The following is a 26,005-nucleotide window of genomic DNA, read 5'->3' on the forward strand; positions in this document are numbered from 1 at the left end:
GGATATCGTTTTTTTTATTGGAAGAGTCTTAGCCTGGTTTATAAGTCAAAATGTTGACGGTAGCACATGTTCCAAACGCTTATCGCATTGATTAATAGGTTTAAAGAACATGCCAGCTGAAGCTCGTCCTTCACGGGTGCAGCACTTGTACCTTGTCGCCTATTTCAATGGATATCAAATCCTCTCCTACTACAACTGTTCCTTCATATGTTTCTTTTGTTCTTCCGAGTAAATTAGCTTTTTCTTCTGTTAATCCACCTAATAATACAATATGTGAATACACAGCAAGTTTTGGTTGTATTCGGCTAAAGACTTTACCTGCTTCCTCGGGTGTAGTGTGAAGATCAAGAATATTGGATATTGATTCTGATTCATTATCAGGCCTTGCGGCTGCAACCTCATGAATGACTACGTCAGCACCTTTAGCAAATTGAATTAGATTTTCATTATAACGGGTGTCACCTGAGATAACTACTGAATGTCCTTTGTAATTAACCCGATAACCGAAAGCAGGTTCAATTGATTTATGGTCAACCTTGAAGGCTATTACCTCTATTCCCTTTTGTTGATACACGACGCCTTCCTTGATATCATGTGCTACAATACTTGCTCCTTCAACGTTTCCATTTCCAGATTCCTCCCTTGCATCCAAATCGGCTTTAAAAGCTTTATTCATATGTAACATCATTTTCTCTGTTCCCTTAGGTCCCCAAATGTTAAATGCTGGCGCTCTTTTCCCACCTGTTGGCAAAGAACCTGTAAGCCATATGTCTGGGATGCCAATCGTATGATCCGAATGCAAGTGTGTAAGGAATAACTTGTCAATGCTGCCTGGTAACATATTCGCTTTATATAATTGCAAAGCAGTTCCACGGCCTGCATCAAAGAGGAGTTTTTCATTACCAACTTCCACAAGGGTAGCAGGACCGGACCGAGATGTACTTAAAATAGGCGAACCTGTTCCTAATAGAGTTACTTTAAAATTCGATTGCATTCCAGCTGATTGACCAAAAGAAGGAAGTAATAATGATAGTAGTATTGAAACTACCAACAAAAAGCAAATAGAGGTATTCCTTATTCTTTTCTTCATAGCAAAATCCTCCTTAAATTATTTGACTTTACTAATAGGAATCCGTTCCAGCATCCTTTCGAGTGTTTGTTTCGAATACAAAACAACGTTTCGGTATTACTTTCATCAAATAAATATTACAATATTTTTAATATTCAATCAACTTAACCTAAAGCAGTTTAACCTTTCATCAAGAACAACAAGAAAGCGGAAGATTATTAATTACAGGTCAAAGTTCGTGAAAGAAGTTGAATATAATCCATAAAAAATATTGGATTTTATTTTGGATCAATTGTTCATACTAAATAAAAAAATACATGTTAAAGAAGGAGTTTATATGCCAAATCAAAAAAATAATGACCATCATCCAGCCCAACATAAAAGTCAGGACAGTCGATTAAAGACAGAAGATGATACTTTCGGCATACTTAAACAAGAAATGGAAGTGGATACAGATGTCAATGAAGATCCAAATCGGGAAAAATTATTAGATGAATCAGTTGTTTCTTTTCTAAAATCGAAAGAAGGACAGGAATATTAGAGAAGGAATTGTGCTCGCTAATGGCATGTTTTTAGAGCCACCTAATCCACCTTTATATTTTCAACTATCCTCCGATTAAATGATTCAAAAAAAAAAGCGAGAAGAAAAGATAGAGTCACTTCTTACCAAAGGAAGTCAGATCTTTTCAATCAAGAGAACATTTTCAAAGGGATCACTCATAAAGCTTTTGGGTGGCCCTTTTTGTATTGTTTTCTAAATGTTGGTTAGATTTACTTAAGAAAGATTTTTGTAGCTCTCCTTTTTGGAGTACTGTCAGCAAAACCAGAAGTTATAACGTTAAGGATATACCAGTATTGAAAAAGACGATATAATAACTTTTAAAATGTAGTGTAATATTTGTATTTGTAAAAAGGAGGTTCATTCTCATGAATATTTTAATTTTAGGTGCATCTGGACGAGTTGGAGGTCAAATAGTTACTTATGCCCTTCATGATAGACATCATGTTACTGCATTAGTTCGAAATCCAGAGAAGCTTCAAATAAATAATGAAAATTTAACTATTATTCAAGGTAACGTTTTAAATAAAGGTGATATCTCACATGCAATGCATGGGATTGATGTAGTTATTAGTGCACTGAATACTGATGGGACAACCACTCTATCAGAAAGTATGCCACTAATTATCGAAGCAATGGAAGATGAAGGAATACAACGAATTATCACTATAGGAACTGCAGGTATCCTGCAAAGCAGAACCACCCCAAATTTACTGCGCTATCAGTCAATTGAATCAAAGCGTAAGTCTACCCGTGCAGCGATAGAACATCATAAAGTTTACGATATGCTAAAACAGTCACCACTCGAATGGACTATTGTCTGTCCTACGTATTTGCCGGATGGGGAAAGTGTAGGTAAATACCGTGTAGAAGTTAATCTTTTGCCGGAGGACGGCTTAGAAATATCCGTGCCGGATACAGCAGAGTTTACATTTAGTCTCATAAAAAGTAGCGATTATATAAAATCACGTGTAGGTATCGCCTACTAATAATCTTCTTTTGCTACACACACAAATGAGTTAACAAAAACCGCCGATTATGGAAAAACAAATTTATTTTTTCACCCGCCAAAAAGCCCTTCAAAACCTTTTTGGAGGGCTTTTTCTCTGTTTTAATTAGGCCAAATCCAGGAACGTTTCTTTGAAAAAACGTACATCCAATCCATGCAAATGCTGCTCCCGTTCCCTTTCCGCGCCACCTGTATAAATAACCGCCATTCACAAGGTTAGAAATGGCCTGTCTAACCTTCATCCTTCTTATTCCATATTTTTCAGTGTATTCTTTTTCTGAAGGAATCATCACTCCTGGCACCAATTCAAAGCTTTGAACCGCTTCTATCTCCTCTTCAAGTTGAAGATAAATGGGACTCGGAGAATCCTTTTGGATCATCTAGCGAACATATCCTTTCACCGTGATAAATTCTAAAAGACATCCCGGTTGGAAACATCTCAAGCTAAAAAACGTTCATTGATCTGATCAATGGCTTATATAAGGTTAGACTTACCTTTCTAAGTATCCAAATTCCTTTTTGTGAATTTCAATACCGATTCCCTTGAACGTTCGATTTCATTTTTATTTTCATTATAGAATTTTGAAACATATGCATAGAAAATAATGCTGACCGTTAGAAATTGTGCAAAAAGCGAACTTGTTGCAGCACTACGGAATTTAGCCTCCGGTGCACGTACATGATTTAGGGACATATCAACTTTTTTAGTTAGTCCATTGTTCCCCAAACGCGATAAACCAATTGTTTTAATTCCATATGCTTTAGCAATATCTACGAGTTCCAGAACTTCTTCAGTTTCACCACTATTGGAAATACAGAAAAAAACGGTGTTCTTTGATGATGCAGCAAGCGCAGTGGCCGTAATATGCGGGTCTTGATTGGCACTTACAATCTTTCCTAACCGTAACCATTTCTGTGTAATATCTTCAGCAACTAGCCATGAAGCTCCTAAACCATAGACATAAATTACATCTGCACTCCTCATGGTTTCAATGATATTGTCAAGAACGGCCTCATCCAAATAATGTGCCGTTTCTTGTATAGCTTGTACAGAGTTGGAGACTATTTTATTTTTAATGGACGCTATTGTTTCATTAGGCTCAATGTCATGGAAACCTTTTTTCTCCGGTTGGGAAATCAGGGATGATAGGGATACCTTCAGTTCAGAAAAACTGTTAACTTTTATTGAATGACAGAATCTCGTTACAGCCGAACTGCTGGCATTGGCATGATCAGCTAATTCATGTATCGTCATTCTTATAATATCTTTTGGATTTTCTAAGATATATTGGGCAATTTTCCTTTCTGATTTAGGCAACTGGTTCAATAAACTTTCAATTCTCAATATAATATTTTCGACGTGCATATGATTTACTCTCCTTGATCTTTACTTACTTTAAGTGCTTCATTGCTATGTAGTAACAACCCAAGGTAGCTGATACGTCTTCTAAAACAAATTTCACATTCGGGTTTTCAAGTTTAATATGATTGATGAAAGAGCTTTGCACCAATGGTATATTCGTCAATATGCTACCTTTTATTGCAATTGTAACATTCTCACTTAACTTCAACTTCTTGATAACCTCAAGCGTTTGTTTTGAAAGGTGGTACCCGGCCTGATTCAGAATATTTTGCGAGAAACTATCGCCCTTCTCCGCATGTTGGACAATCAGGGGAACAAACGCGGCAATCTCGGATTTCGTGGCGGAATAAATGAATTTTTTCAGTTCCATAACACTATTGTAGCCAAGTTTTTCAAGTATTGTCTCGGTTAACTGGCTATAGCTATATCCCTCATCCTCTTCTTTCGTCATTTTTATAAAAGCCTGCATGGCGATCCAATAGCCACTTCCTTCATCCCCAAGAATGTGTCCCCATCCACCAGCAGATTTCTCGATTCCTTTATGGATGCCGATACTTACAGATCCAGTTCCGGATATGGTCAAAATGCCATCATTTCCTTTAAGCAAAGCAGCATGAGCAATAATTGCATCATTTACAATGATGAACGGGGCCTTAAATGCCCTGCTTAATGCACTTTTTATGCCCTGCGGATTTTCAACTCCTCCATACCCGGCTAATCCTAAGCAAATGTAATGGCAGCTTCCATTGTTAATGGGCATTACGCATTGTTCAATTGCCTGTATAATGTTAGCGATGGATTTTTTTTCATTAATAAGCAGATTTCCAAACCCCGCTATGCCTTCACTAATTTTATTACCATCTAAATCATAAGCCACTGCCTCAGTTTTAGTGCCTCCGCCGTCAACTCCGATAATATAATTCATATTATTCTCCTATTCAGTAAAAAAGGAAAGGAATATCACCTTCCTTCCCTGATCAATTAATATTGAATTGGAATTTCCCCCATGGTTCCAAATAATCGAGAAGAAAAATTTCCTCTTCTGATATTCGGCCAACTACATTTGTTTTCCCCGAATTCTTCATTTCCTTTAATGCAATCTGCAATTCCCCTTTATATTGTCCATAGAGCTCATTTTCAATTAAAATATCACCGCGCCGAATATCAGGCGTATATGTTGGTTTAAATTCTTCGTTCTTATATTTCACGCGTGATTGGGTCGAGCGAATTAAATAATCGGAAACATCGCCACGGTAAAAATGGAATTCTTCCAATACTATTTTTTTCTCAAGTGCTGTTATGGTTTCGTGAAGGTTAACATTAAATGTTAACAGACCGCTGTTTAACAGGCTAAGCTGCTTCAATTCATCTTCAGATGCGTAGGCATTTGCAATAATTACATCATCAATCAACCCTGTCGCATACAAATGTTTCGCTTGTGTTGTAATGGGCAATTCCCGGTGCATCTCTAAAGTACATAATCCTTCCGTTACAGGCCAAGGACCGCACGTGGCTGCATGTGAGCTGATGAAAGCTGCTGTGCGGATATTATGCTTTTTAAATGACTCACAGCATTTTATAAAATGAGGATAGCTCAATCCTGCATAGCGATGCGGATAGAAGTTATGCGATCCAACTAAATTCTCTTTATTTGGTTTGTAATCCATAATATTATCTAAATATCTTGTTGCATTGCTCATGTTTATTTCAATTTTTAGATCATATGGATTATGTGTCATAACCGACTCTTCGTTACCTGTAAAACCCATGTCCAGCCTGATTCCATATGCACCTAATCCTGCAAAAAACGATAAGTCATTATAAGAAATGCCTAACGAACCGAATACTCGGGGAGCAATATCGACCATCACTTCCATATTCAATTGATTGGCATAAACTTTCGTTTCTTTAAATTCTTTTAATATCTTCTCTTTGTCACCTTCGACGGAAAGCAAGCAAGTAAAGATCTTTTTGAACCCATATTTATGTGCAAGTGCAATGTATTCTATGTCTTTTTCAACGGTTGAATGCTCTGGATAGATAGATATACCAAGTTTACCCATTATTTAATCACCTCTTTACTGTTGTGGGGCTAGCTTTTTTACAATGCGGATCATATGTTCAATTAGTTTTTGTTCGCTCATTGCCGTCATCAAGTGATCCTGAGCATGAATCATTAATAAAGTTTTTTCACTTGGAACTCCATTCAATTCTGCTTGAATTAGCTTGGTTTGTGTCTTATGGGCCAAGTTCAATTCTTCCTGGCCCTGTTTAATTAGTTCCTCTGCACTTTCAAAATTAAATTCTTCCGCTTCTTTCAGTGCTTCGAATGCTAATCCTCTTGCATTTCCGCTATGTGATATTATTTCGAAAATTTCCATTTCGTTATTGTTCATTTCAGTTGACATATCATTGCACTCCTATTTTATGTTAGATTATGAAGGCTCATTGGTTTACTGTAATCCCAATTGATACACCATTCACTTAATATTCAGTACGGCACTTTCACTGAAGAATCGCGGTAAGTATTCTTCATGCGCTTTTAAAAGTTTTTGTAAAACGTTTTCCGCCAGCTCATCACTTGGAATAAGCGGGTTAATCGTTAAAGCCAATAACGCTTTATCATAAGAACCTGTAACGGCTGCCTCTGCACCAATTCTTTCAAATGATTTGATTTGTTGGATTAAGCCAAGCACTTGTATGGGTAATTTACCCATAGCCAAAGGAATTGGTCCATTCTTCGTTACGATACAGCTTACTTCTACTGCTGAATCATAATCAATATCAGTAAGCGATCCTTTGTTTTGTACATTTAGCACTTGAGTGTCTTTTTTATCATTATAAATAGAAGAAATGACGTTACACGCTGCATCGCTATAGTAAGCTCCACCGCGCTGCTCTAATTGTGGAGGCTTGATGTCAAGGGTTTCATCCTTGTATAGGTCAAACAAACCTTCTTCTAATCTTTTCACAATTTCAGCTCGAGTTTCCCCTGATTTGAATGCTTTCAATTCTTCTTCTAAAATCGTTTTCGTTTTGTAATAATAACGATGGTACGGGCAAGGCACCACTCCTAAGGATCTCAAAAATCTTCTGTTCCAAGCCAATGGGGCAATATTCTTCATCGTCAGCTGAATTTCAGGATTGCCAAGCATTTCAAGCACTTTATCTGTTACTTCTTGATCATCAACGAACACATGCATCCCGAATACCATGTGGTTTAACCCGGCAAAATCTATGTGTACTCTCTTCATATCCACACCAAGCATGCTAGAAATAGACATATGCATATTAAATGGAACATTGCATACCCCAATGACTTTTTTATGCTTGCTGTAGCGGAGAAGGGCTTCCGTTACCATCCCCGCTGGGTTTGTGAAGTTAATTAACCAAGCATCAGGGCAGAGCTCCTGTATTTCTTCTGCAATTTCCAGAAGAATGGGTATAGTTCGTAATCCTTTGGACAATCCTCCTGCACCGTTTGTTTCTTGACCAATTATTCCTAATTCCAACGGGATCCGCTCGTCCTTGATTCGTGCATCAAGTAATCCCACTCTCATTTGCGTCGTGACAAAATCAGCATTTTGCAAGGCTTGCCGGCGGTCTAACGTCAAATGTATTTCCATTGGAAGTCCTGCTTTTTCAACCATTCGTTTTGCTAAGGTTCCTACAATCTCCAGTTTTTCTTTTCCTGCCTCAATATCCACTAACCACAGTTCCCTAATTGGCAGCTCATCATATCGTTTAATAAAACCTTCTATTAGTTCTGGTGTATAACTAGAGCCTCCACCAATTGTGGCAATCTTCAACCCTTTTTTCATTTCCATTCCCCTAACACCTCATAGTTAGCTAATCTGAATTTTTATTTATAGATTATTGCATAGCAAACCAGTGCACTCACCGCTAATAAAGACAAGAATAATAGTGATGCATGTTTCTTGTTTTTAAACTTACCTTCAACAAAACAAACAACCATCGTCAATCCTGCGCTTATGGCAAAGGTATTTCCCAAGTATAGTGATAATTGTTTATTAATCTCAAAGGCATCCATTAATCCGTTAAAGATAAAATTAAAAACAAGAATGAAGCTAAAAAATAGAAAGGCACTTTTGTAACTAAAAAAGTGAATTCTGGATGTTGAATTCATATCCCTTCCCCCCTCAATTTATAAAAGGAGTTTGGAGCATTTAGTCCCAAACTCCCTTTTAGGTATTCCTTATAAAGCGATATTTTGATTATCCGTTGTTTCTACCACGTTTTCCTGCGCTAAAAGCTTTTTATCGTACATCTTAAAGAATGGCAGATAGATAAGGACCGAAATTGTTAAATTCACCATCACGAGCACAACGGCTCTCCAATCACCGCCTGTTGAAAGGTAGGCACCTATTGGAGCGGGCAATGTCCAGGGAACCATTACATATGTCGGGTTCACAAGTCCGATGGACGTTGCTATATATGCAAGTGTCGCACCAATTAGCGGTGTAATGATAAATGGAATAATAAGTACCGGGTTCAGTACAATCGGCATCCCAAAGATAACAGGTTCATTGATGTTAAAAATGCTTGGCACAATTGTTGCTTTCCCCATTGCTTTACTATAGGTAGATTTAGCCGTTAAGAGCATGGCTATTACCAAACCCAATGTTGCACCAGACCCACCAATCCAAATAAACCATTGAAAGAATGTTTCAGGGGCTATGTGGGGAATTGCCTTTCCAGCTGCAACTGCCGCCGAGTTATTCCCCAAGTACACTTCCCATACCGGACGAGCTACGGCACCTACCACTGAAACGCCATGAATACCAAATGACCAGAAGAATGTAATCAAAAATACTGGAATTAATACACCTGGCAATGTATCGCCTGCACTGATGAGTGGTGCAACCGCTTTATCAACAAGTGAATGTAAATCAACAGCAAAAACGACTGTAATTAAAGTCATAACAAGCAATACAATTGTAACTGGTATTAATGCTTCAAATGAACGGGCCACTGAAGTTGGAACAGAATCCGGCATTTTAATTGTGATATTTTTTGTCTTACAAAGACGTAAAATTTCGACTGCAAAAATGGATACAAGCATTCCTACAAAAAGACCATGGCCTCCGAGATTTGTCATTGGCAAAACAAACCCCACATCATCCATCATCTTTACACCTATTGTGAACAAGAAGGCTGCTAATGAGAGTAAACCTCCAGATAGCGGATCAAGTTTATAGCTTTGAGATAAACTGTAGCCTATACCAAAAGTAATATATAACGTCATGATAAACATCGTTAATCGATATGGTATTAAAATTTCAGCTATATGTTTTGCAGACCATTCACCTAATGCAGTATCTGCTGCAACCGGCGGAAATGCAATGATCAAGAATAAACTGCCGAAAATGATGAAAGGTAACGCAGAAACCACACCATCCCGAATTGCGCGTAAATGTTTTTGCTCAGACAATTTAGCCATAGGTGTTGAAAGATTATTTTCTAAAAAAGCTACAAACTTGTCCATTCGTGTTTTCTCCTTTTACGTTTAGTGAAAAGAAATAGTAATTAGTTTATTATTTTGCTAGTTCGGTTACAAGTTTTAGTAGCTTGGGTCCGCCAAGAGGACTGTAAGCTTGGGCTGGAATGGCTTCACATGGGACACCCGCTTCATCCGCCGATGCCTTAAAGCCATCGAAACGATGTTTGACTTGCGGAGCTACCATTGCAACATCCCAGCCATTTCGTACTTCTGCATCAAATTCTTGAGTGCCGACTGCCAATACTTCTATGGTTACACCCTGTTTTTCCCCTTCCTTTTTTAAAGCGCTTACAACGATTGCACTAGACATTCCACCTGAGCATACGAATAATACCTTCATTCTTTGTTCCTCCAATTTTTTTATTTTTTTTATTAAAAGCGTTAAATCGTTTTTCTTATGAATCCTTGTGCTTTCACTAAACGATTTGAGGCTTCTTCATACGATACATTCGTTAAAATCATGACAATTGCAATTTTAGGCTGTGCATGTGCCTTTTCTAAAAATTCATCTGCAATTTCATAGCTACAGTCAGTAGCATCCATGATAATACGTTTTGCCCGTTCGACCAGCTTTTCATTAGTTAACTGTAAATCTACCATTAAATTACCATAAACTTTACCAACTCCAACCATTGAGGCGGTGGAAAGCATGTTGCATACTAACTTTTGCGATGTTCCAGCTTTTAAACGGGTAGAACCCGTCAGGACTTCAGGCCCGTTTACAACTTCAATCGCAACATTTGCAATCTTACCTATCTCAGAACCTTTGTTACAGCTTATCGACACAGTTCCTGCACCAACTTGATTGGCATATTCCAATCCAGCAATAACATATGGAGTGCGTCCACTAGCTGCAATGCCCACTACGACGTCCCTGTTTGTTAATTCGATTTTCTTCAAATCTTCAGGAGCTAATTCAAAACTGTCTTCAGCACCTTCAACTGCTTTAATGAAAGCCTTTTCCCCACCGGCTATAAGCCCCACTACTTCACTAGGATCGGTATTGAATGTCGGGGGACATTCTACTGCATCCAATAAGCCGATGCGCCCGCTTGTTCCTGCACCCATGTAAATTAATCTGCCATTTTTTTTCATGGCTTCAACGATCATCTCCACGGCTTTAGAAATTTGCGGAAGTTCTTTTTTTACACAATGGGCAACTTTAATGTCTTCTTCGTTCATTACCTCTAAAAATTCAAGTGTTCCCATTTCATCCAAACTCATGGTCTTTTCATTACGACGCTCTGTAGTTAAATGCTCTAGCATACATATCATCCTTTTTTATTTCAGTGGTGAAAGTGGTGAAAATTTTTTAGCTATAGAGAATATATCACTATTAAAAATTAATTTCAATATTGTGTATACATTTTTAAAAATTAATTTTAAAATAAACGGTAGATAGCTAAATGGTTGTTATCATTCTATTAAAAATTAGAAATGATTGACTAGCCATTTTATGAACCAAACCTCCGATTCTTTTTATTGTTTAAATCATATCTCACTATTCATATGTGACAAATTCATATATTCATTATTTGTTAACGCTTACAAATAATTAAATATAAATATTATTATGAAATGAGGTTGTACTATTGATGAATGAAAGAATTACAAAGACAAGATTTGGTTCACTGGCTCTAGCCGCTTTGGTGGGAGGATCACTTCTCCTTCCATCCGATTTGATTGCACATGCAGAAACGAGGACTATCCCTCAGCAAACTACTTATGTAAAACAGGAACTGCGCGCAACTTGGATTGCAAGTGTGTTAAATATTGACTGGCCGTCCAAACCAGGTTTATCCATATCTGCACAGAAAGAAGAATTCATAAAATATTTGGATGAACAAAAAGCAATGGGGATGAATGCCGTCGTTATGCAAATTAAACCAACTGCAGATGCTTTTTACCCTTCTGAATACGGTCTTTGGTCAAAATATTTAACAGGAGTCCAAGGAAAAGACCCTGGGTATGACCCTCTTGCATTCATGGTAGAGGCAGCACATGATCGTAATATGGAATTTCATGCGTGGTTTAATCCATATCGCATTACCATGCCTTTAGATAAGACAGCTGAATTATCGGATATTGATAATCTTCCAGAATCTCATCCTGCTAGAAAGCACCCTGATTGGGTCATACCATATGGACAACAGTTGTACTTTGACCCAGGCATTCCTGGCGTACAACAGTTTGTGATCGATGGAATAATGGAAGTTGTTAAGAATTATGATATTGATGCAGTCCATATGGACGATTATTTCTATCCTTACAAGATTGCAGGAGTACCTTTCCCAGATGAAATTTCCTATCAAAAATATGGAGCAGATAGATTTACAAATGTGGAAGATTGGCGAAGGGATAATGTAAATAACCTAGTTAAGAATATAAATGAAGAAATCAAGGCAGAAAAATCATATGTGAAGTTTGGTATAAGTCCATTTGGAGTTTGGCGCAACAAAGCAGTTGATCCCACAGGATCTGACACTGCCGCTGGACAAACGAATTACGATGATTTATATGCGGATACCAGAACGTGGATCAATAATGGATACATTGATTATATTGCCCCTCAATTATATTGGAATATAGGATTGCCAGTAGCTGACTATGCAAAACTTCTTGATTGGTGGACAAAAGAAGTCGAAGGTAAAAATGTTCAACTCTATATTGGACAAGGAGACTATAAAATTAATACAGAGTCCAATGGTGTCCAAAACTGGTTCAATCCTGAAGAAATGCCAAACCAGTTAAAACTGAATCGAACATATAAAGAATTTGATGGAAGCATGCATTTCAGTGCCAAAGATTTACGGAAAAACCCGCTTGGGATAGCGGATCGCTTAAGCGAGGATATTTATAAGCATCCCGCATTGGTTCCTGCCATGCCTTGGATTGATGATCATGCCCCAAAGGCTCCAAAGGTGAGTAAGGTAACACAAGCAGGAGATGGCATACAATTTGAAATTCACGATCACAAGCAATCAGATACATCCTATTATGCCATTTATCGTTTTGATGGGAAGAAAAAAGGAAACATAGAAGACTCAACGAACTTACTTGCCACAGTCCATAAAGAAAATAAACGACAATTGTTTAATGACCGCAGTGTAGAAAAAGGAAAGACTTACACATATGTTGTGACTGCCTTAGACCGTACCCACAATGAAAGTAAACAAACTAAACAGATTAAAATGACCTTCAAAAAATAGCTTTACAGTTAAAGAGGCGCATATCAGTGAACATTGGACGTATTAAACAATATATTAGAAATGGTCTTATCTTAGTATCATATACTATTCATGCTAAATCAGGATTATAATAGAATCGAAGTAGGTGAATGACGATGTACATAGTTGGATTAATGTCCGGAACATCTCTGGATGGAATTGATGCCGCACTGGTTCGTGTGAATAATAGTGGACTCGAGACTGAAATGGAAGTGATTGAGTTCATGACATACCCTTTTCCAAAAGATATTGAAAAAGAAATTATACAGTCTTTATCTGCAGACACATCCAATGTGCAGTTAATATGCAGTTTGAATTTTAAATTAGGACAATTATTCGCCAATGCGGTGAAGGAAGTTTGTCATAAAGCTAGATTTCCAATTGATAAACTGGATCTTATAGGATCCCATGGACAAACGATTTACCACCAGCCTTTAAAAGAACAAAATTATATACCCTCCACGTTGCAAATTGGGGAAACTGCAGTAATTGCTTACGATACAAACACACTTGTCATATCCAATTTTCGTTCTATGGACATGGCTGCTGGTGGACAAGGAGCCCCTCTTGTTCCTTTTACCGAATACATTCTTTATAGAAGTGAATCGAAGGGAAGATTACTTCAAAACATAGGGGGCATTGGAAATGTAACCGTCTTACCCAAGCAAGCTTCTCTGAATGACATGTATGCTTTTGATACAGGGCCTGGGAATATGATCATTGATGAAGTATGCCGCCAAATGTTCAATATAAACTATGATGAAAGTGGTAACATAGCTAAACAAGGACATATTAATGACGAACTTTTATCTTTTTGTATCAGTCATCCTTATATTATGACCCCTCCACCAAAATCAACTGGTAGAGAATTGTTTGGCAAGCAATATGTAGTAAAACTATTAAAGATGTTTGAATCACTTCCAAGTCAAGATATTTTAGCAACTGTAACGATGTTTACAGCAAAGTCCATTGTAGAGAACTATCGAAATTTCATCTTTCCAAAAACCAATATTGAAGAAGTGATTATTGGCGGCGGTGGAAGCTATAACAAAACGTTATTAAATATGATTCAATCACTACTCGGAAATTCTATTCAAGTCTTGACTCAAGAAGATTTGGGATACTCTTCCGAAGCGAAAGAAGCGGTGGCCTTTGCATTACTTGCGAATGAGACTTTCCATGGTAATACAAGTAACGTTCCCAATGCTACCGGTGCGGATTTCGATGTCATCCTTGGAAACATGACCTTCCCTCCTTCACATCGAATTGGTAAGGAAACATAGTATATAATAAGTTAGATAAAAGCCTCCCTTCCCCTGAAGAAATTTCTTAGGGGGGGTTCATTTAATTCTTCATAACTTTATTCGGTATGATAGCTAAGGCCCCCCGTCTAATGTTCTTAGGCATCACTCACTTCAATCAGACCGTAAGGCGTTAAGTGGTGGGTAGTTCAACATGCCATTGGTGTTTTTTAAGTTCAAATCCATTTTCATTCATCACCGGAAAACTAACCCGTTTATTTCATAATAAGAAAGCCTGCAAAATGGCTGAAATAACTTTGGGATTGGTCAACTCTCAGGTATTTAAGCTTAAGAAACAATTTTTTGAGGGCGTTTCTCGGCAGTTTGAAAAACCTAATCCGTATTTGGATTAGGTTTTTTGGTTTGATTAATGAAATTAGGTTGCTTCCTCTCTAATCATAGGCTTAATTTGGGAACCAGCCGACCGGTTTTACATCGAGGTTAATGTTGATTTGTTTAATTTCCTGGTATTCATCTAAGCCGTATTTTCCTAAACTGCGTCCGATCCCGCTCTGTTTGTAACCGCCCCATGGCGCCTCGACATATGTTGGATGATAATCATTTACCCATGTGATGCCTGCCCGTACTTTCTTGATAACGCGCAATCCTTTTGCCCCATCGATAGTGAAGACGCCACAGAAATGCAGTGGGAAGTATTGGAAATGCCAATCGATATGGCAACTGATCGCTATCCGAAACATTTCGAGGTCATTAAAGATGGAGAAAACTGGACCTTCAAGAACCACATTTTCGGGGAATCCGATTCATTCGTGTATGGCGGATGCCAGCATGCTTCCAAATGAGCCGCTTGATCATATAGGCCGCCATTTCCACAATGATTTTGTATTAATGGTTCATAACGATAGTAATTTCTATTTGGAAGTGGGGCAAATTTCTTACGCGGCACTCTTCTCGGCTAACTGGAATACAGGCATGTCCTTTGAGATCCATGTACACCTGTTCCATTTGTATCGCGGAAAGGTGATGAACTGGCAGATCGCGTTCGAAAGTTTTTATTATCCATCGAGCCAGGAAAGCCATGGACACGCATCAACTGGAACCTGGTGGCAGACCGTTGGGATGTAAACTATGAAACGATGGATGTATGGGGACCGAAGCGTTCTCGGATAACACCGGTAAATGCAGGTAAACTTGTTCGTTTGCGTGTTGAAGAACAAAAATTTTATCGCATGCCACGAAGCAACGCCATCCTATTCGTATTGAATACGCAGTTCCTGCCACTGGAGGATTTGACATTGCGCTCAGGAGCCGTCTTGAACAGGCTTTTGCAGTCAGCTTTTTCGTTATTTTCTACCCTATACATCATGAACGTTATGGATTATATCCTGTTCTTTCACTAGCCCGCCTTATTAGCTTCTGTTAGTTTTACGATTTTTCTCCAAGTAACTAGTCAACATAGTACTTCAACGTTAAATCCTCCAGGCGCTTCAACATAGAAAGTATATCTGTGTAAATGTTTTGGCGGTTTTACCATGAATCCATCATCTTTCAATCGCTGATTGATCCTGTTAACTTGTTCTTCATTTTCTTGTATGAATCCAACATGAAATGTCTTGGGGTATTGAACATCGCTTCCTTTCATTAGTGTCAATATGGATCCATCATCATCCCTCATTGCGGCAAACCCATCTCCACGGCTTCCTGCACATGTCAATCCAAAATATTTTTCTAAAAACTCCCTTGATGCTGTAACATCATTAACTGTTAAATTTAAATGATTGATTTTCATCACTTTCCCCCTATTCTAATTCCGTCTCCATCTGGCAAGAGAGTTAATTTTTCATCTGCTTTACTGCCCTTAGCAGCATAAGAAAAGCGGTCCTGCTTAAGAAAGGATCGTTTGTTTAATAGAATGCTTATTACCCTATCTTTTGAAGCTTTTCAAGAAGGTCGTCGAGTCGGTAAGATTGTGAGGCACATCCTTGGACTACGCCCATTTCCAACACTTGCTGAAGTCCCTCGACTGAAGCGAATCGAGAACGCATGATAAGTTTTGTCTTCCCCCCGTGTTCAACAAACGTCATCACTACCATTGTAACTGGCATACCATCGGCTGCGTTGCCTTCTTCATCTGCAAACATATCCGTGAAGACTATCTTCTCCGGTATGATTATTTCTTGATAAACAGCTTTACCCCAAGATTCTTGGCCATAAAATTCACCTTGGTTTTCATCTGTGCACCGCATGCAATAATGCCATACGCCGTCAGGCTTAAAATTAAACTCCCGATTTTCCGTTTGCCATCCACTCGGTCCCCACCAGCTAGCCAATCGCTCAGAATTCGAAAACGCTTTAAAAACAAGGTCCCGCGGCCCGTCAAATATACGTTCCATGACGAGATCCCGCCCCTCTAAGCTCGTTGTGATGTTGTTAGTCACTTTGTTATCAGACATTTCAATTCCTCCTTCCTATTTTTTTATTAAGATATTCCTTCTATTTCGTCACGATGCCAATATTTTCCTCCGGATTCAGTAATAACCATCCAAGTGACCGCAACTAAAAGATAAAAAAGGTCAACCAGTAAAAACTGGCTAACCTTTTAATACGAAGGGGCAATGATATAGAAATTACAATATTTTTTCATTTTCAAAGTTAGTGTTTGACTCTACTTTCCTAGCCAATTTAAATTTATAGAATAATATACAGGCTACCAAAAATCCGATTCCATAAATCAGTCCAACTCGTTGAGTAGGATCAAAGGCAAGGAATACTAGAATCAGCAAGCAAAAGCCTAGACAAAATAATGGGACAAATGGATAAAAAGGCACTTTGTATTGTAATTCTTCCACTTTTCCACCTGCTTTTATAAATTTCCTTCGAAACATATATTGCGATAAAGCAATTCCCATCCATGAGATTGTGACGGATGTTGGTTAAGTGGCTTTTTTTTTCTGATTAAGCGGCTCGGAAGTGATTTGACCTTCAGGCAGGTTATTCATAATAGGCCCCCAGTTAAAGTTTAATACTATATGAGCTGTTATCTTTTAGTTTTTCCTGCAGAAGTGCAGGATCCCTCTTTCACTTTTTAACCATACTCTTTATTAGCCTCTCAAGCATAACGGGCGTATGGATAAAGGCACTATCGATGTGAAGGCGTTCGGTACGCTGATGTGCATCCTTGCCGAACGGTCCTACATTGAGCACTGGTGCCTGAAGTCTTTGCATATCAGCGAAAGGAATTCTGTAAGTATCGCCCCAGACTGGCGTATTCTTTTCAAAAGCCGTCCAGCCATCAGACTGATCACTATATTGAACATAGCTTAAATCGCAAAGACCATTAAAATAATGAATTTGGCTGACTTCTTCATCAAACACGCGGGCAGTTTTCTTTATTAATTTCACAGAATCAATGATAAGCGGATCATCGGACGAATTGACGGCAGGATAATATGGCGGTGCAAACATCAATACAATGGCAGGTGCAAGCTCCGGACATTGAATCATCAGTTTATCAGCTATTCGCAGTGATTTATCCCGTTCATCCAAATCCATGTTTCCTTTAACTTCACTTTTTATTTGCTCCAAAAAATATCCGCCAAATTTCCCCTCTGCATAAGAAAGTAACTTTTCGTAGCGCAATACTTGTACTTCACCTACACCTACACCTTCAATTTGTTCACGCCGACAAAGAGCTTTATATGACTCATTGCATTTCATCGCTGCTTCGTTTGCAACCTGCTCGAATAAATCCATTATTTCTGCAGCTGTTCTTTTCATAATGAACACATTATAAAGCGCGGCTGCCCGATAAGGTGTCTGTGTTGAATATTGCAGCTTCAGATCTTTTTGCTGAAGCGATACGGGTAAAGGTGTTTCCTCTCCAAGATCACTTTCCTGAAAAAGAGTATTCCACTCTATGAGCTGCGTAAGGAACGAGGCTATATAGTTAGCAGTTATTCCCTTTAATGGCTCACCCACGTGAGTTTCTTTCCCATAAAAAAGGGCAGCCGGCATGATTTTTCCCAGCGTTCCGGAATAAATATAATGCCTATCATCTCCTGGTTTCTGTGAAAAGGATGGTTCACTATTTAAAAACATTTTATAGGAAAGATCATATTTATCACGTAAAGTCACAAGTTCTTTAACCGCAGCCCTCATTCCCGCAGAATTCACTTCCTCATCAGGGACCGTTAACAGCAGGAGATTGATCGGCCATTGTTCAATGCTTGCCTTTTCGATGATAGCCATATGAAGGGCAAGCCCCATTTTCATATCCATCGTTCCTCTACCAAACAAGTACTTTCCCGATTCAAGATCAATGCGCGCTTCTTCCGATAGATCAGCTTTCCGATCATGAAATTTTTTCGTGAGCTCCTCCGGTTGAAAAGCGAGAGTCTCAAGATCACCGTATTCTTCAGTATGAACCGTATCAAAGTGGCTAATTAATACAACTGTCTCCTTTGCTGCAGGGTGTTTATAAAAGGCAGTGACAAAATTTCTCCCTAAATCTGCTTCATGAAGCGATAAGTATGCCGGATTCCTTTTAAAATAATCAAGCTCTCTTAATTTCTCATGTAATTTATAAGGAAACGTCCGTTCCCCCAATGTAAGAGTACGGCTTTCCCAGCTAACAAGTTCACATAATAAAGCACGAAGCGTTTCCGGATTACCCCATAGTAATTGACTCATTGGAATCCCCTTTCCGATTTTTACCAAATATTAGAGTTATAGTGGAAAAACCACTTTATCGAAATTTTCCGGTTTTTAAAACCGCAGTGAGAAACAGCTCAGTCCACCTTCCTGCTTTTGAAACTCCGACATATCCAGCTCAATCGTTTTATAACCAACTTCATTCAATTGACGGGTCGTCTCTCTTCATATCCCTTCGGAATAATCACATAGCTGTTTACGAGGATGCAGTTTGCTGAGTATTCGTCTTCTGCTGAAACCGTGATTTTCTTGTATTGTGCAAAATTTGAATGTTCGATAAATTCACCTGCAGCAACAATCAAGTCATTCCCTAGGTAGACTATTCCTGTTTTCAGATGGAAGAACTCTTTTAATGGAACTATCGTCCCTTTATAACCTTCAGATTCTGTTCAATCCCCCATCATTTATATTTGTACGCACCACCGGGCAGGTTAAACAGGTTGGACCGCCAGTGCCTTTGTAACTGATTTCTGTCCCTTTGTATTCATAAACTGTAGCTCCTGCATCAAGAAGCCTTTGCTTTGTGTATGCGTTACCAGAAGAAATCACGCAAACCCGCGGAGCTAATGCAAGTACATTGCAGCCTAAGTTCACGTACTCGTCATCCGGCACTTCGATAAGCTGAATGCCTCGTTCAATAAGCAGTTTTCTGAAAAAGACTGGCATAAGGCGAGAATGAACTACGGCTAAATCATGGTCGACCATGCTAATGAAAGACATAAGATGGAGACACTCGGCCTCGCCTTGATCATGCGGAAGCTGAACTACGATGAATTCATCCACTAGATGAGCGGTCATTTCTTTTAATTGCCGAATGGCTTCAGCGTTTGTACGATAACCATGTCCGACAACAAGGGTCTTATCATCAAGCCAAACGATATCACCGCCATCCGCGACCGCATCACCCGTTAAATACCCAATAATCGGGATGTTTTTATCTTTACAGAATTCCTTGTATACGTTAGCTTCAGGCTGCCTTAATTCTTTCCCGGACTTTAAAATAATGGCTCCTTCGCTTGTGAACTTGACCGGGTCATGCGCATATAAGGAGTCAATCCCTACTACCGAAGATGCTGGCAAATAATCGATGTTTGGAACATATTTCTCCAAAATGGAAATAAAGTCACCATATTCTGTTAGGGCTTCTTTGAAATCTGGCTCTTCCGTAAATTTAAAGTTCTGCCATGCTTTGCTTAAATGCTCTTGACTGATAAAAGCATCGTTCGGATGTTTTACAATGACACGTTCCAATGGTATGAACATAGACGAACAAAATGTCACTGACTCCCCCTCCTTTTTTCCGCATAACGGAAAGCGATTCCATGAATAGGAATTTTTTCTTTAATTATAAAATCACTTTTGATATAGTGTCAATATGTTTAGAATATTCAAATTAATTTCGTTTTATTTTATTTTATTTTATTTTATTTTATTGTGATGAAAGATAGGTGGTTTATTTATGCAATCGATTGACCGTGCCATGAACGTTATAAAAGTGCTAGTTTCCAATTCATCGGAAAACTGGCTATCAATTACGGAACTTTCTCAAGAATGTGAGCTTCCTGTCAGTTCCATGCATCGTTTGTTAAAAGCAATGTCCAAGCATGGATTAATTCAACAGGACGGACAATCTAAACAATATGGTTTAGGGAATATTTGGCTCGAATATGGTTTGCGTATGTATGACAAAATGGACTACATCAGTCAAATTAGGCCTGAACTAGAAAGGCTGATGAACAAAGTGGAGGAAAGCGTGTATCTAAGCCAGCCAATAGGTATGGAGTCACTCGTTATCGAACGAATCGACAGTGAAAAAAGCCAAATCCGGGTTTATGACCAGCTTGGCTCACGAGTACCTATGCATATTGGAGCTGCTAATAAAGTGATGCTCGCCTATATGCCATATAATCAAGCTAAAAAAATCGTAGATGCTCTTCTGCCAATTCAAGAAAAAGCAGCTTTTTGGAATATATTGAAAGAGACTAGAATGAAGGGGCATGGAATCAGTCAAAGCGAAAGGACAGAAGGAACATGTTCTGTAGCCGTTCCGATACTGAACCATTTTGGGGAAGTGAACGGGGCTGTGAGCATTGGTTTTGTGAGCTTTAACCTGACAGAAGATAGACTTGAGTTCCTCATTGAGAATGTGATGGAAACTGGCAATCGGGTTTCTTCAAAATTGGGGTATAGGGGACAATGAATAAAAGAGCAGCGGAGGATTAACGGATAAGCGGAAAAAGAAGATGAATCATTTCATCTTCTTTTTCGTTTTATATTAATCGCTGCCTGTCACGAATAAATCTTCTTTAAAATAGGCAAGGACCTCTCCAGCTACCACTGGTTCCCCCTCCATTACCTCCAATGACTCCACCTCCCCGCTGACACCAATATCAATGATTTCCACACCTCCATCTGCCTTCTTAATCTGAAATAACGGTTCCCATTCGTAGAATCTGGAATTTTTGGATATTGAAATTTTTTCAACCGAGCCATCACAAGGGCTAAGAATCACATCAACGTACATTTACATCATTCCTTCCTTCAGTATTCTTCAACATGAAATGGAGATTGTAAGACTAACTTGAGAAAGTCTTGGAAGTCAGCTATATCTTCTTGTTCAATTCCAAGGGTCGGAGCCCAGTACTGGTCTAAATTAATATCATTGGCACACAACAGGATCATTCTTCCGCTTTGAATGGAAGTCACCATTGCTTTACCTAAAAACTGGGCCGAATATACAATGGTCACATCATATCTATAATCTTGTGACAATAAGCAATAATGATGAATGGCCTGGTTTTCTTTATTTTCGGAAAGAATATCAAAATTCAAAGGAAAGCCTCCTTTCTTGTAAGCCCCAATTCGATTAAAACCTGACCCACCCCCGGAGACGGGATGCTTCTGCTATTTTGCGAATCCCTTCAATATATGCAGCTACTTTCATGTTCACGGAATATTTTTGGGAAGTATGATAGACATTCAAAAAGCTGGCTGTTACCTTTTCCTTCAATCGTTCATCCACAAGCTCTTCCGCCCAGTAATAACCTTGCTTGTTCTGGCACCATTCAAAATACGAGACTATCACCCCTCCTGAATTCGCCAAAATATCCGGGACTAGCACTATGCCTTTTTCATCGAGAATCTTGATTGCTTCTTTTGTTGTCGGCCCATTTGCTGCTTCGATCACGATTTCACATTTTAATCGTTTTGCATTATCTTTATTTACCACCCCGCTAATAGCTGCGGGAATCAGCACATCACACTCTTTTTCCAATAATTCTTGATTGGATCAAGCATCCAGGCCATGATTTGAGAATTCCCTGACATACCCTCGGCTTAATCGTTCTAGCTAGATGAACTCATCTGTCTGGGATCACACACAATGCCACCCTTTGCCCCTCCATATGGGAGATCAGTTATTCCGCATTTTAAACTCATCCAACCCGCCAATGCCTTAACTTCTTCAGGAGTGACATCCGGGTGAAAACGAATCCCCCCCCCTTTCGTTGGACCGGCTGCATCATTATGTTGAGCCCGATATCCTTGAAACATCCTTGTCTCCCCAGTATCCAATTGAATAGGAATACAGACTTCCAGAAAACGCATTGGTGCTTTTAAAAAATCAAAAACCTGATCTGGATAGTCCAAAACATGAATGGCTTCTTTTAAAATATCCTGGAATACTTTCAGTGGATTGTCCAATTGACGTTTTTCAATCATCTTAATTTCCCCTGTCATTTTAGCACCTCACTTTTATTCTTATAACTTATTAAGCAACTTTCATGCCAGCTTTGAGGATATAGTGTGAATAGCAATAGACCACCATTTGCAATCATCATCGGCACCATACAATCAGCCAGACATATGTAATCATTCATAAGCAATTCAAGTTTGCATATGGAAAAAATGATGATTAAATACGATTATAAAAAAACGCATCCTTTAGGATACGTCAGGCTGTAGACAATTTGAACGTTGATTGGAACGTAGGGCACTCGCTTTCCGCGGGCGGTCCGCCCTCGGCGCCTTTGCGCCTGCGGGGTCTCCCGTAGACGCGCTTTTCCCGCAGGAGTCTCGTACCTTCCGTTCCAACCAACTTTGTTTTAACATTTAGATAGAACTTATTCCTACAGTCCTTGGTCATAAGGATACTTTCTAAACATGATTCTATTCAGCGAGATCAACTTGAAATGTTAGTGTGCCAGCAACCATTTGGTTCGTAAATGAAGACAGCCATGACTTCGATCGATACTTGGGCGACCTACCTAACCCCTTTTGTCTACAAGCTGACGCATACTTGCGAGCCTCATAGTTGAATTTCTTCAACTTGATATTGAGGCGGGGCCGTTCGGAATGCCTTTGTGATATATAATAAATAACAAAAACCAATAATAAACCACCCTGACCCCATTATTAGTGAGCTTGTCTCAAGATTGATCCAGAGAATGCCAATTGATATAGCTCCGATTAAAGGCATAACTAAGTAATTGATATATCCCTTTATAGTACGATGCTTTTTTTCCCGGATGATAAAATGGCTGATCACTGACAGATTTACAAAGGTAAATGCCATTAATGCACCAAAGTTGATCAGTGATGCAGCTGTGACTAGATCAAAGAATAAAGCCGACAATGAAATGACTCCAACTATGAGAACATTAATGGCTGGCGTTTTCCACTTAGGATGAATAAACCCAAACCATTTTTCCGGAAACACTTTATCACGACCCATGACATACAAAAGTCGTGAAACGCTGGCATGTGATGCGAGTCCTGATGCTAGCGTATTGACGAGAGTCGTGCACAGGAAAATGGATTGGAATAGCTTTCCACCTACATAAAGGGCGATTTCCGGTAACGCAGCATCAGGTTCTTTAAAACGCGATATATCCGGAAAAAAGAGCTGAATAAAGAAAGAAGAGGTAATGAAGATGATTCCACCCCAAAGTGCAGTTAAAAATATCGCTTTTGGAATTGTTTTTTTCGGATTTGGCGTTTCCTCAGACAGTGTCGTTACCGCATCAAACCCCAAAAAGAAAAACAAAGAATCGTGGCCCCTGTTATAATTGCCGAATAGTCCATTCCTTCATTTACGAAAGGCTTTATTGTAAACACTTCTCCTGTACCTTCTCCATTGTGCAAACCTTTGATAACAAGAATGATGAACACTGCCATGATGGCAATCTGAATTAAAACAAAAAGAGCATTAAAATTAGCAAGTACATTGACGCTCCGGAGATTGAGAATGGTGACAATTGCTACGAAAAATACTACCCATAGCCATGATGGAACTTCTGGAAATAAAGCAGTGAGATAAATTTTGGTCAACAATGCATTTACCATAGGTAAAAATAAATAGTCTAACAACGAAGACCATCCGACCAGGAATCCTAAATGTCGGTTAATGGCCTTTTGTGTATAAGTATAGGCAGAACCTGCAGCAGGAAAAACCTTTACTAGTTTTCCATAGCTTGCAGCTGTAAAAAGCATCCCTACCAATGCTACGATATAAGCAGTCGGCACATGGCCCCCCGTAATCCCAGATACAATGCCAAATGTATCAAATACGACCATGGGTGTCATATAAGCTAACCCCATCATAACAATTTGCCATAATTTCAGCGTTCTTTTCAATGTTACCTCATTTACCACTTATCACTCCTCCTTGAAACCGCTTTCAAATAGTAGGATTAATATTTTTTAATTGATAAATTTAAATGCCTCCCTCTTTATAAAAATTTCAACTGTATACCTTAATGCAAATTGTGTGCCATCTGATTTCGGTTTACTTCGATAAATGAAATACGCTAGGAATGTTTTATATTGCTATATTCTTAACTGCATTGGATTGATTTATAGGAATGAAGTCGTTCAGCATTTTTAAATTGACGATTCAATTTCCCATAAATTATTCGCACTTGCATATCCCGTGCAAATGATATCTGGTCAGAAGCCGCAAAAAGCCACTTACTGTGAGTTGGCATGATAATTGCATGAATAATTTCTATATTAGTTTTAAGATTATTAAAGTTATAAGAAAATGGAGGAATATAAAAAATGAAATATCCTTTATCTCCTGATGTTAAACCAGAATTTTGTACGACCGGATCATTTATGCGCTTACCTTCTTCGAGAGAAAATGCCAGATTGGCAGTGGTAGGTATGCCTTTTGATACAGCTGCTTCATTCAGGGTAGGGGCTAGGTTTGCTCCACAGGCAGTACGTCAGGCATCCATGACCCTGTTTCCTTACCATCCCATTCACAAGGTGTACCCGTTTGACGAATGTAATGCGATTGATATTGGGGATGTTTCGGTGATTCCCCATAATATACACCGAAGCTATGAATTAATTGAAGGGGCTCTGTCAAACTTGATGAAAACCGGGATCATTCCAATAGGCATCGGAGGAGATCATTCAGTAACCTTGGCTAATCTAAGGGCTGCCGCAAAAATACACGGTCCTGTTGCACTTCTCCATTTTGATTCACATACAGATACCTGGGATACTTATTATGATGAGAAATATTGGCATGGTTCCCCGTTTATCCGTGCATATGAGGAAGGGTTGCTCCAAACGGATAAAGTTTTCCAAATTGGAATCAGAGGTACCCTCAATCATCCAGGAGATATAGATTCCAGTACGGATCTAGGCTATAACGTGATAACTACACCCCAACTCAAGGAAAGAGGAATCGAAGATGTCGTGAAGGAAGTCAAGAAAACCATTGGGGATACACCATGTTTCTTGAGCTTTGATATTGATTTTGTTGATCCATCCTGTGCTCCTGGTACTGGCACCCTTGAAGTCGGCGGCCTAAATAGCTTTGAAACTCTAGAGATGATACGTTCTCTGAAAGGATTCAACTTTATTGGATTCGACATGGTGGAAGTCCTCCCGCCATATGATCCAACACAAATCACATCACTTTTGGCAGCCACCATCATCCATGACTTTGCCAGTTTAGTAGCCTTAAAAATAAAAGAAGAACAAAAAAAGGAGAATTCACCCCAAAGTAGTACTATAGGATGATTATCTATAGGAGGGAAAGATCCAAGCTAAAGATATAAAAATCAAAGGGCAAAATAAAAAAGTCATGAAACAATAACAAAATGGGTCCCATATACAAAAGGCACCTGCTTTTAGTGCAAACAGATGCTTTTTGTATATTTTTATGCTATTTTCCCTGTAAATAATTTTATATCAATTGGTGAACAATTTAATCTCCCCGAATAAATTCTTATTCACGCGTCTATCGGTGTTAGAAAATTTCGAACTTCATTCA

Annotated in this window: 27 protein-coding genes and 4 pseudogenes; 9 read left to right on the forward strand and 22 right to left on the reverse strand. The window is 38.8% G+C overall.

Features of this window, described 5'->3' with window-relative positions; translation table 11 throughout:
- Positions 1 to 130: 130 nt before the first annotated feature.
- Entirely contained in the window at positions 131 to 1,090 is a 960-nt protein-coding gene (locus ACQKKK_RS11720) for an MBL fold metallo-hydrolase (protein ID WP_427616342.1), read from the reverse strand.
- 316 nt (positions 1,091 to 1,406) lie between these two features.
- Here ACQKKK_RS11720 and ACQKKK_RS11725 point away from each other — a divergent pair, with 316 nt between their 5' ends.
- Both ACQKKK_RS11725 and ACQKKK_RS11730 read left to right on the forward strand, forming a co-directional pair.
- Complete coding sequence (locus ACQKKK_RS11725; RefSeq protein ID WP_427616343.1) at positions 1,407 to 1,610, forward strand: hypothetical protein; 204 nt, start codon at positions 1,407 to 1,409, stop codon at positions 1,608 to 1,610.
- A gap of 386 nt (positions 1,611 to 1,996) precedes the next feature.
- A complete protein-coding gene (locus ACQKKK_RS11730) occupies positions 1,997 to 2,617 on the forward strand; it encodes an NAD(P)-dependent oxidoreductase (RefSeq protein WP_427616344.1) in 621 nt (206 codons plus the stop codon).
- A 13-nt stretch (positions 2,618 to 2,630) separates the two neighbouring features.
- Here the strand turns inward: ACQKKK_RS11730 and ACQKKK_RS11735 are convergent, their stop codons facing one another.
- The 10 genes from ACQKKK_RS11735 to murQ form a co-directional block, all read right to left on the reverse strand.
- Positions 2,631 to 3,017: a GntR family transcriptional regulator gene (locus ACQKKK_RS11735; protein WP_427616345.1), complete on the reverse strand. Its 387-nt coding sequence runs from the start codon at positions 3,015 to 3,017 to the stop codon at positions 2,631 to 2,633.
- A 119-nt stretch (positions 3,018 to 3,136) separates the two neighbouring features.
- Entirely contained in the window at positions 3,137 to 4,003 is an 867-nt protein-coding gene (locus ACQKKK_RS11740) for a MurR/RpiR family transcriptional regulator (protein WP_427616346.1), read from the reverse strand.
- A gap of 25 nt (positions 4,004 to 4,028) precedes the next feature.
- Positions 4,029 to 4,925, reverse strand: a complete 897-nt coding sequence (locus ACQKKK_RS11745) for an N-acetylglucosamine kinase (protein ID WP_427616347.1) — start codon at positions 4,923 to 4,925, stop codon at positions 4,029 to 4,031.
- 52 nt (positions 4,926 to 4,977) lie between these two features.
- The gene (locus ACQKKK_RS11750; protein WP_427616348.1) at positions 4,978 to 6,063 is read right to left on the reverse strand and encodes a DUF871 domain-containing protein; all 1,086 of its coding nucleotides are present in this window, start codon (positions 6,061 to 6,063) and stop codon (positions 4,978 to 4,980) included.
- A 15-nt stretch (positions 6,064 to 6,078) separates the two neighbouring features.
- On the reverse strand, positions 6,079 to 6,408 hold the full coding sequence (locus tag ACQKKK_RS11755; RefSeq protein WP_101222292.1) for a PTS lactose/cellobiose transporter subunit IIA: 330 nt from the start codon (positions 6,406 to 6,408) through the stop codon (positions 6,079 to 6,081).
- 72 nt (positions 6,409 to 6,480) lie between these two features.
- On the reverse strand, positions 6,481 to 7,827 hold the full coding sequence (locus ACQKKK_RS11760) for a 6-phospho-beta-glucosidase (protein ID WP_427616349.1): 1,347 nt from the start codon (positions 7,825 to 7,827) through the stop codon (positions 6,481 to 6,483).
- A gap of 35 nt (positions 7,828 to 7,862) precedes the next feature.
- Positions 7,863 to 8,147 carry a hypothetical protein gene (locus ACQKKK_RS11765; RefSeq protein WP_350299248.1) on the reverse strand — a complete coding sequence of 95 codons (285 nt, stop codon included), beginning with the start codon at positions 8,145 to 8,147 and terminating at the stop codon, positions 7,863 to 7,865.
- A 69-nt stretch (positions 8,148 to 8,216) separates the two neighbouring features.
- Positions 8,217 to 9,506: a PTS sugar transporter subunit IIC gene (locus ACQKKK_RS11770; RefSeq protein ID WP_427616350.1), complete on the reverse strand. Its 1,290-nt coding sequence runs from the start codon at positions 9,504 to 9,506 to the stop codon at positions 8,217 to 8,219.
- Positions 9,507 to 9,555: 49 nt separating this feature from the next.
- Complete coding sequence (locus ACQKKK_RS11775; RefSeq protein ID WP_061463755.1) at positions 9,556 to 9,861, reverse strand: PTS sugar transporter subunit IIB; 306 nt, start codon at positions 9,859 to 9,861, stop codon at positions 9,556 to 9,558.
- Between the two features lie 41 nt (positions 9,862 to 9,902).
- Positions 9,903 to 10,787 carry an N-acetylmuramic acid 6-phosphate etherase gene (murQ, locus tag ACQKKK_RS11780; protein WP_427616351.1) on the reverse strand — a complete coding sequence of 295 codons (885 nt, stop codon included), beginning with the start codon at positions 10,785 to 10,787 and terminating at the stop codon, positions 9,903 to 9,905.
- A 329-nt stretch (positions 10,788 to 11,116) separates the two neighbouring features.
- Here murQ and ACQKKK_RS11785 point away from each other — a divergent pair, with 329 nt between their 5' ends.
- Positions 11,117 to 12,730: a family 10 glycosylhydrolase gene (locus ACQKKK_RS11785; RefSeq protein ID WP_427616352.1), complete on the forward strand. Its 1,614-nt coding sequence runs from the start codon at positions 11,117 to 11,119 to the stop codon at positions 12,728 to 12,730.
- Positions 12,731 to 12,864: 134 nt separating this feature from the next.
- On the forward strand, positions 12,865 to 14,031 hold the full coding sequence (gene anmK, locus ACQKKK_RS11790; RefSeq protein WP_427616353.1) for an anhydro-N-acetylmuramic acid kinase AnmK: 1,167 nt from the start codon (positions 12,865 to 12,867) through the stop codon (positions 14,029 to 14,031).
- Between the two features lie 422 nt (positions 14,032 to 14,453).
- Here anmK and ACQKKK_RS11795 read toward each other — a convergent pair.
- Positions 14,454 to 14,684 (reverse strand): annotated as a pseudogene (locus ACQKKK_RS11795) (aldehyde dehydrogenase family protein); the annotation flags it as partial.
- 27 nt (positions 14,685 to 14,711) lie between these two features.
- Here ACQKKK_RS11795 and ACQKKK_RS11800 point away from each other — a divergent pair.
- The 3 genes from ACQKKK_RS11800 to ACQKKK_RS11810 are packed head-to-tail and all read left to right on the forward strand — an operon-like array spanning position 14,712 to position 15,410.
- Positions 14,712 to 14,852, forward strand: a complete 141-nt coding sequence (locus ACQKKK_RS11800; protein ID WP_427616354.1) for a hypothetical protein — start codon at positions 14,712 to 14,714, stop codon at positions 14,850 to 14,852.
- Positions 14,839 to 15,135, forward strand: a complete 297-nt coding sequence (locus tag ACQKKK_RS11805) for a hypothetical protein (RefSeq protein ID WP_427616355.1) — start codon at positions 14,839 to 14,841, stop codon at positions 15,133 to 15,135. The genes ACQKKK_RS11800 and ACQKKK_RS11805 overlap by 14 nt, the downstream gene beginning before the upstream one ends.
- Complete coding sequence (locus ACQKKK_RS11810; protein ID WP_427616501.1) at positions 15,072 to 15,410, forward strand: heme-dependent oxidative N-demethylase subunit alpha family protein; 339 nt, start codon at positions 15,072 to 15,074, stop codon at positions 15,408 to 15,410. Before ACQKKK_RS11805 ends, ACQKKK_RS11810 begins: the two co-directional genes overlap by 64 nt.
- A gap of 50 nt (positions 15,411 to 15,460) precedes the next feature.
- Here ACQKKK_RS11810 and ACQKKK_RS11815 read toward each other — a convergent pair whose 3' ends face one another.
- From ACQKKK_RS11815 to ACQKKK_RS11840, 6 genes and pseudogenes are all read right to left on the reverse strand, one after another.
- Positions 15,461 to 15,799, reverse strand: a complete 339-nt coding sequence (locus ACQKKK_RS11815; RefSeq protein WP_427616356.1) for a VOC family protein — start codon at positions 15,797 to 15,799, stop codon at positions 15,461 to 15,463.
- Between the two features lie 130 nt (positions 15,800 to 15,929).
- A complete protein-coding gene (locus ACQKKK_RS11820; RefSeq protein WP_427616357.1) occupies positions 15,930 to 16,463 on the reverse strand; it encodes an SRPBCC family protein in 534 nt (177 codons plus the stop codon).
- 174 nt (positions 16,464 to 16,637) lie between these two features.
- Positions 16,638 to 16,919, reverse strand: a complete 282-nt coding sequence (locus ACQKKK_RS11825) for a hypothetical protein (RefSeq protein WP_427616358.1) — start codon at positions 16,917 to 16,919, stop codon at positions 16,638 to 16,640.
- 169 nt (positions 16,920 to 17,088) lie between these two features.
- Positions 17,089 to 18,699 (reverse strand): M20/M25/M40 family metallo-hydrolase, encoded by a 1,611-nt coding sequence (locus ACQKKK_RS11830; RefSeq protein WP_427616359.1) that lies wholly within the window; start codon positions 18,697 to 18,699, stop codon positions 17,089 to 17,091.
- Positions 18,700 to 18,774: 75 nt separating this feature from the next.
- Positions 18,775 to 19,097: pseudogene (locus tag ACQKKK_RS11835) on the reverse strand (N(G),N(G)-dimethylarginine dimethylaminohydrolase); the annotation flags it as partial.
- A 1-nt stretch (position 19,098) separates the two neighbouring features.
- Positions 19,099 to 19,983, reverse strand: coding sequence for a dimethylarginine dimethylaminohydrolase family protein (locus ACQKKK_RS11840; RefSeq protein ID WP_427616502.1), 885 nt, complete (start codon positions 19,981 to 19,983; stop codon positions 19,099 to 19,101).
- 196 nt (positions 19,984 to 20,179) lie between these two features.
- Between ACQKKK_RS11840 and ACQKKK_RS11845 the strand changes: the two genes are divergently transcribed.
- Positions 20,180 to 20,920 (forward strand): IclR family transcriptional regulator, encoded by a 741-nt coding sequence (locus ACQKKK_RS11845; RefSeq protein WP_427616360.1) that lies wholly within the window; start codon positions 20,180 to 20,182, stop codon positions 20,918 to 20,920.
- Positions 20,921 to 20,995: 75 nt separating this feature from the next.
- On the opposite strand, the gene ACQKKK_RS11850 is transcribed toward ACQKKK_RS11845, so the two are convergent.
- The 4 genes and pseudogenes from ACQKKK_RS11850 to ACQKKK_RS11865 all read right to left on the reverse strand — a co-directional run bounded on the left by ACQKKK_RS11850 (position 20,996) and on the right by ACQKKK_RS11865 (position 24,321).
- Entirely contained in the window at positions 20,996 to 21,244 is a 249-nt protein-coding gene (locus ACQKKK_RS11850) for a hypothetical protein (RefSeq protein WP_427616361.1), read from the reverse strand.
- Between the two features lie 17 nt (positions 21,245 to 21,261).
- Positions 21,262 to 21,552: an SAV0927 family protein gene (locus tag ACQKKK_RS11855; protein WP_427616362.1), complete on the reverse strand. Its 291-nt coding sequence runs from the start codon at positions 21,550 to 21,552 to the stop codon at positions 21,262 to 21,264.
- A 34-nt stretch (positions 21,553 to 21,586) separates the two neighbouring features.
- A pseudogene (locus tag ACQKKK_RS11860) lies at positions 21,587 to 22,458 on the reverse strand (Glu/Leu/Phe/Val family dehydrogenase).
- 568 nt (positions 22,459 to 23,026) lie between these two features.
- Positions 23,027 to 24,321, reverse strand: a pseudogene (locus ACQKKK_RS11865) (APC family permease).
- A gap of 456 nt (positions 24,322 to 24,777) precedes the next feature.
- Here ACQKKK_RS11865 and speB point away from each other — a divergent pair.
- The gene (gene speB, locus ACQKKK_RS11870) at positions 24,778 to 25,752 is read left to right on the forward strand and encodes an agmatinase (RefSeq protein ID WP_427616363.1); all 975 of its coding nucleotides are present in this window, start codon (positions 24,778 to 24,780) and stop codon (positions 25,750 to 25,752) included.
- Positions 25,753 to 26,005 lie beyond the last annotated feature (253 nt).

Origin of the sequence: Peribacillus sp. NPDC006672 (assembly GCF_050274955.1) — a bacterium.
Classification (GTDB): Bacteria; Bacillota; Bacilli; order Bacillales; family DSM-1321; genus Peribacillus.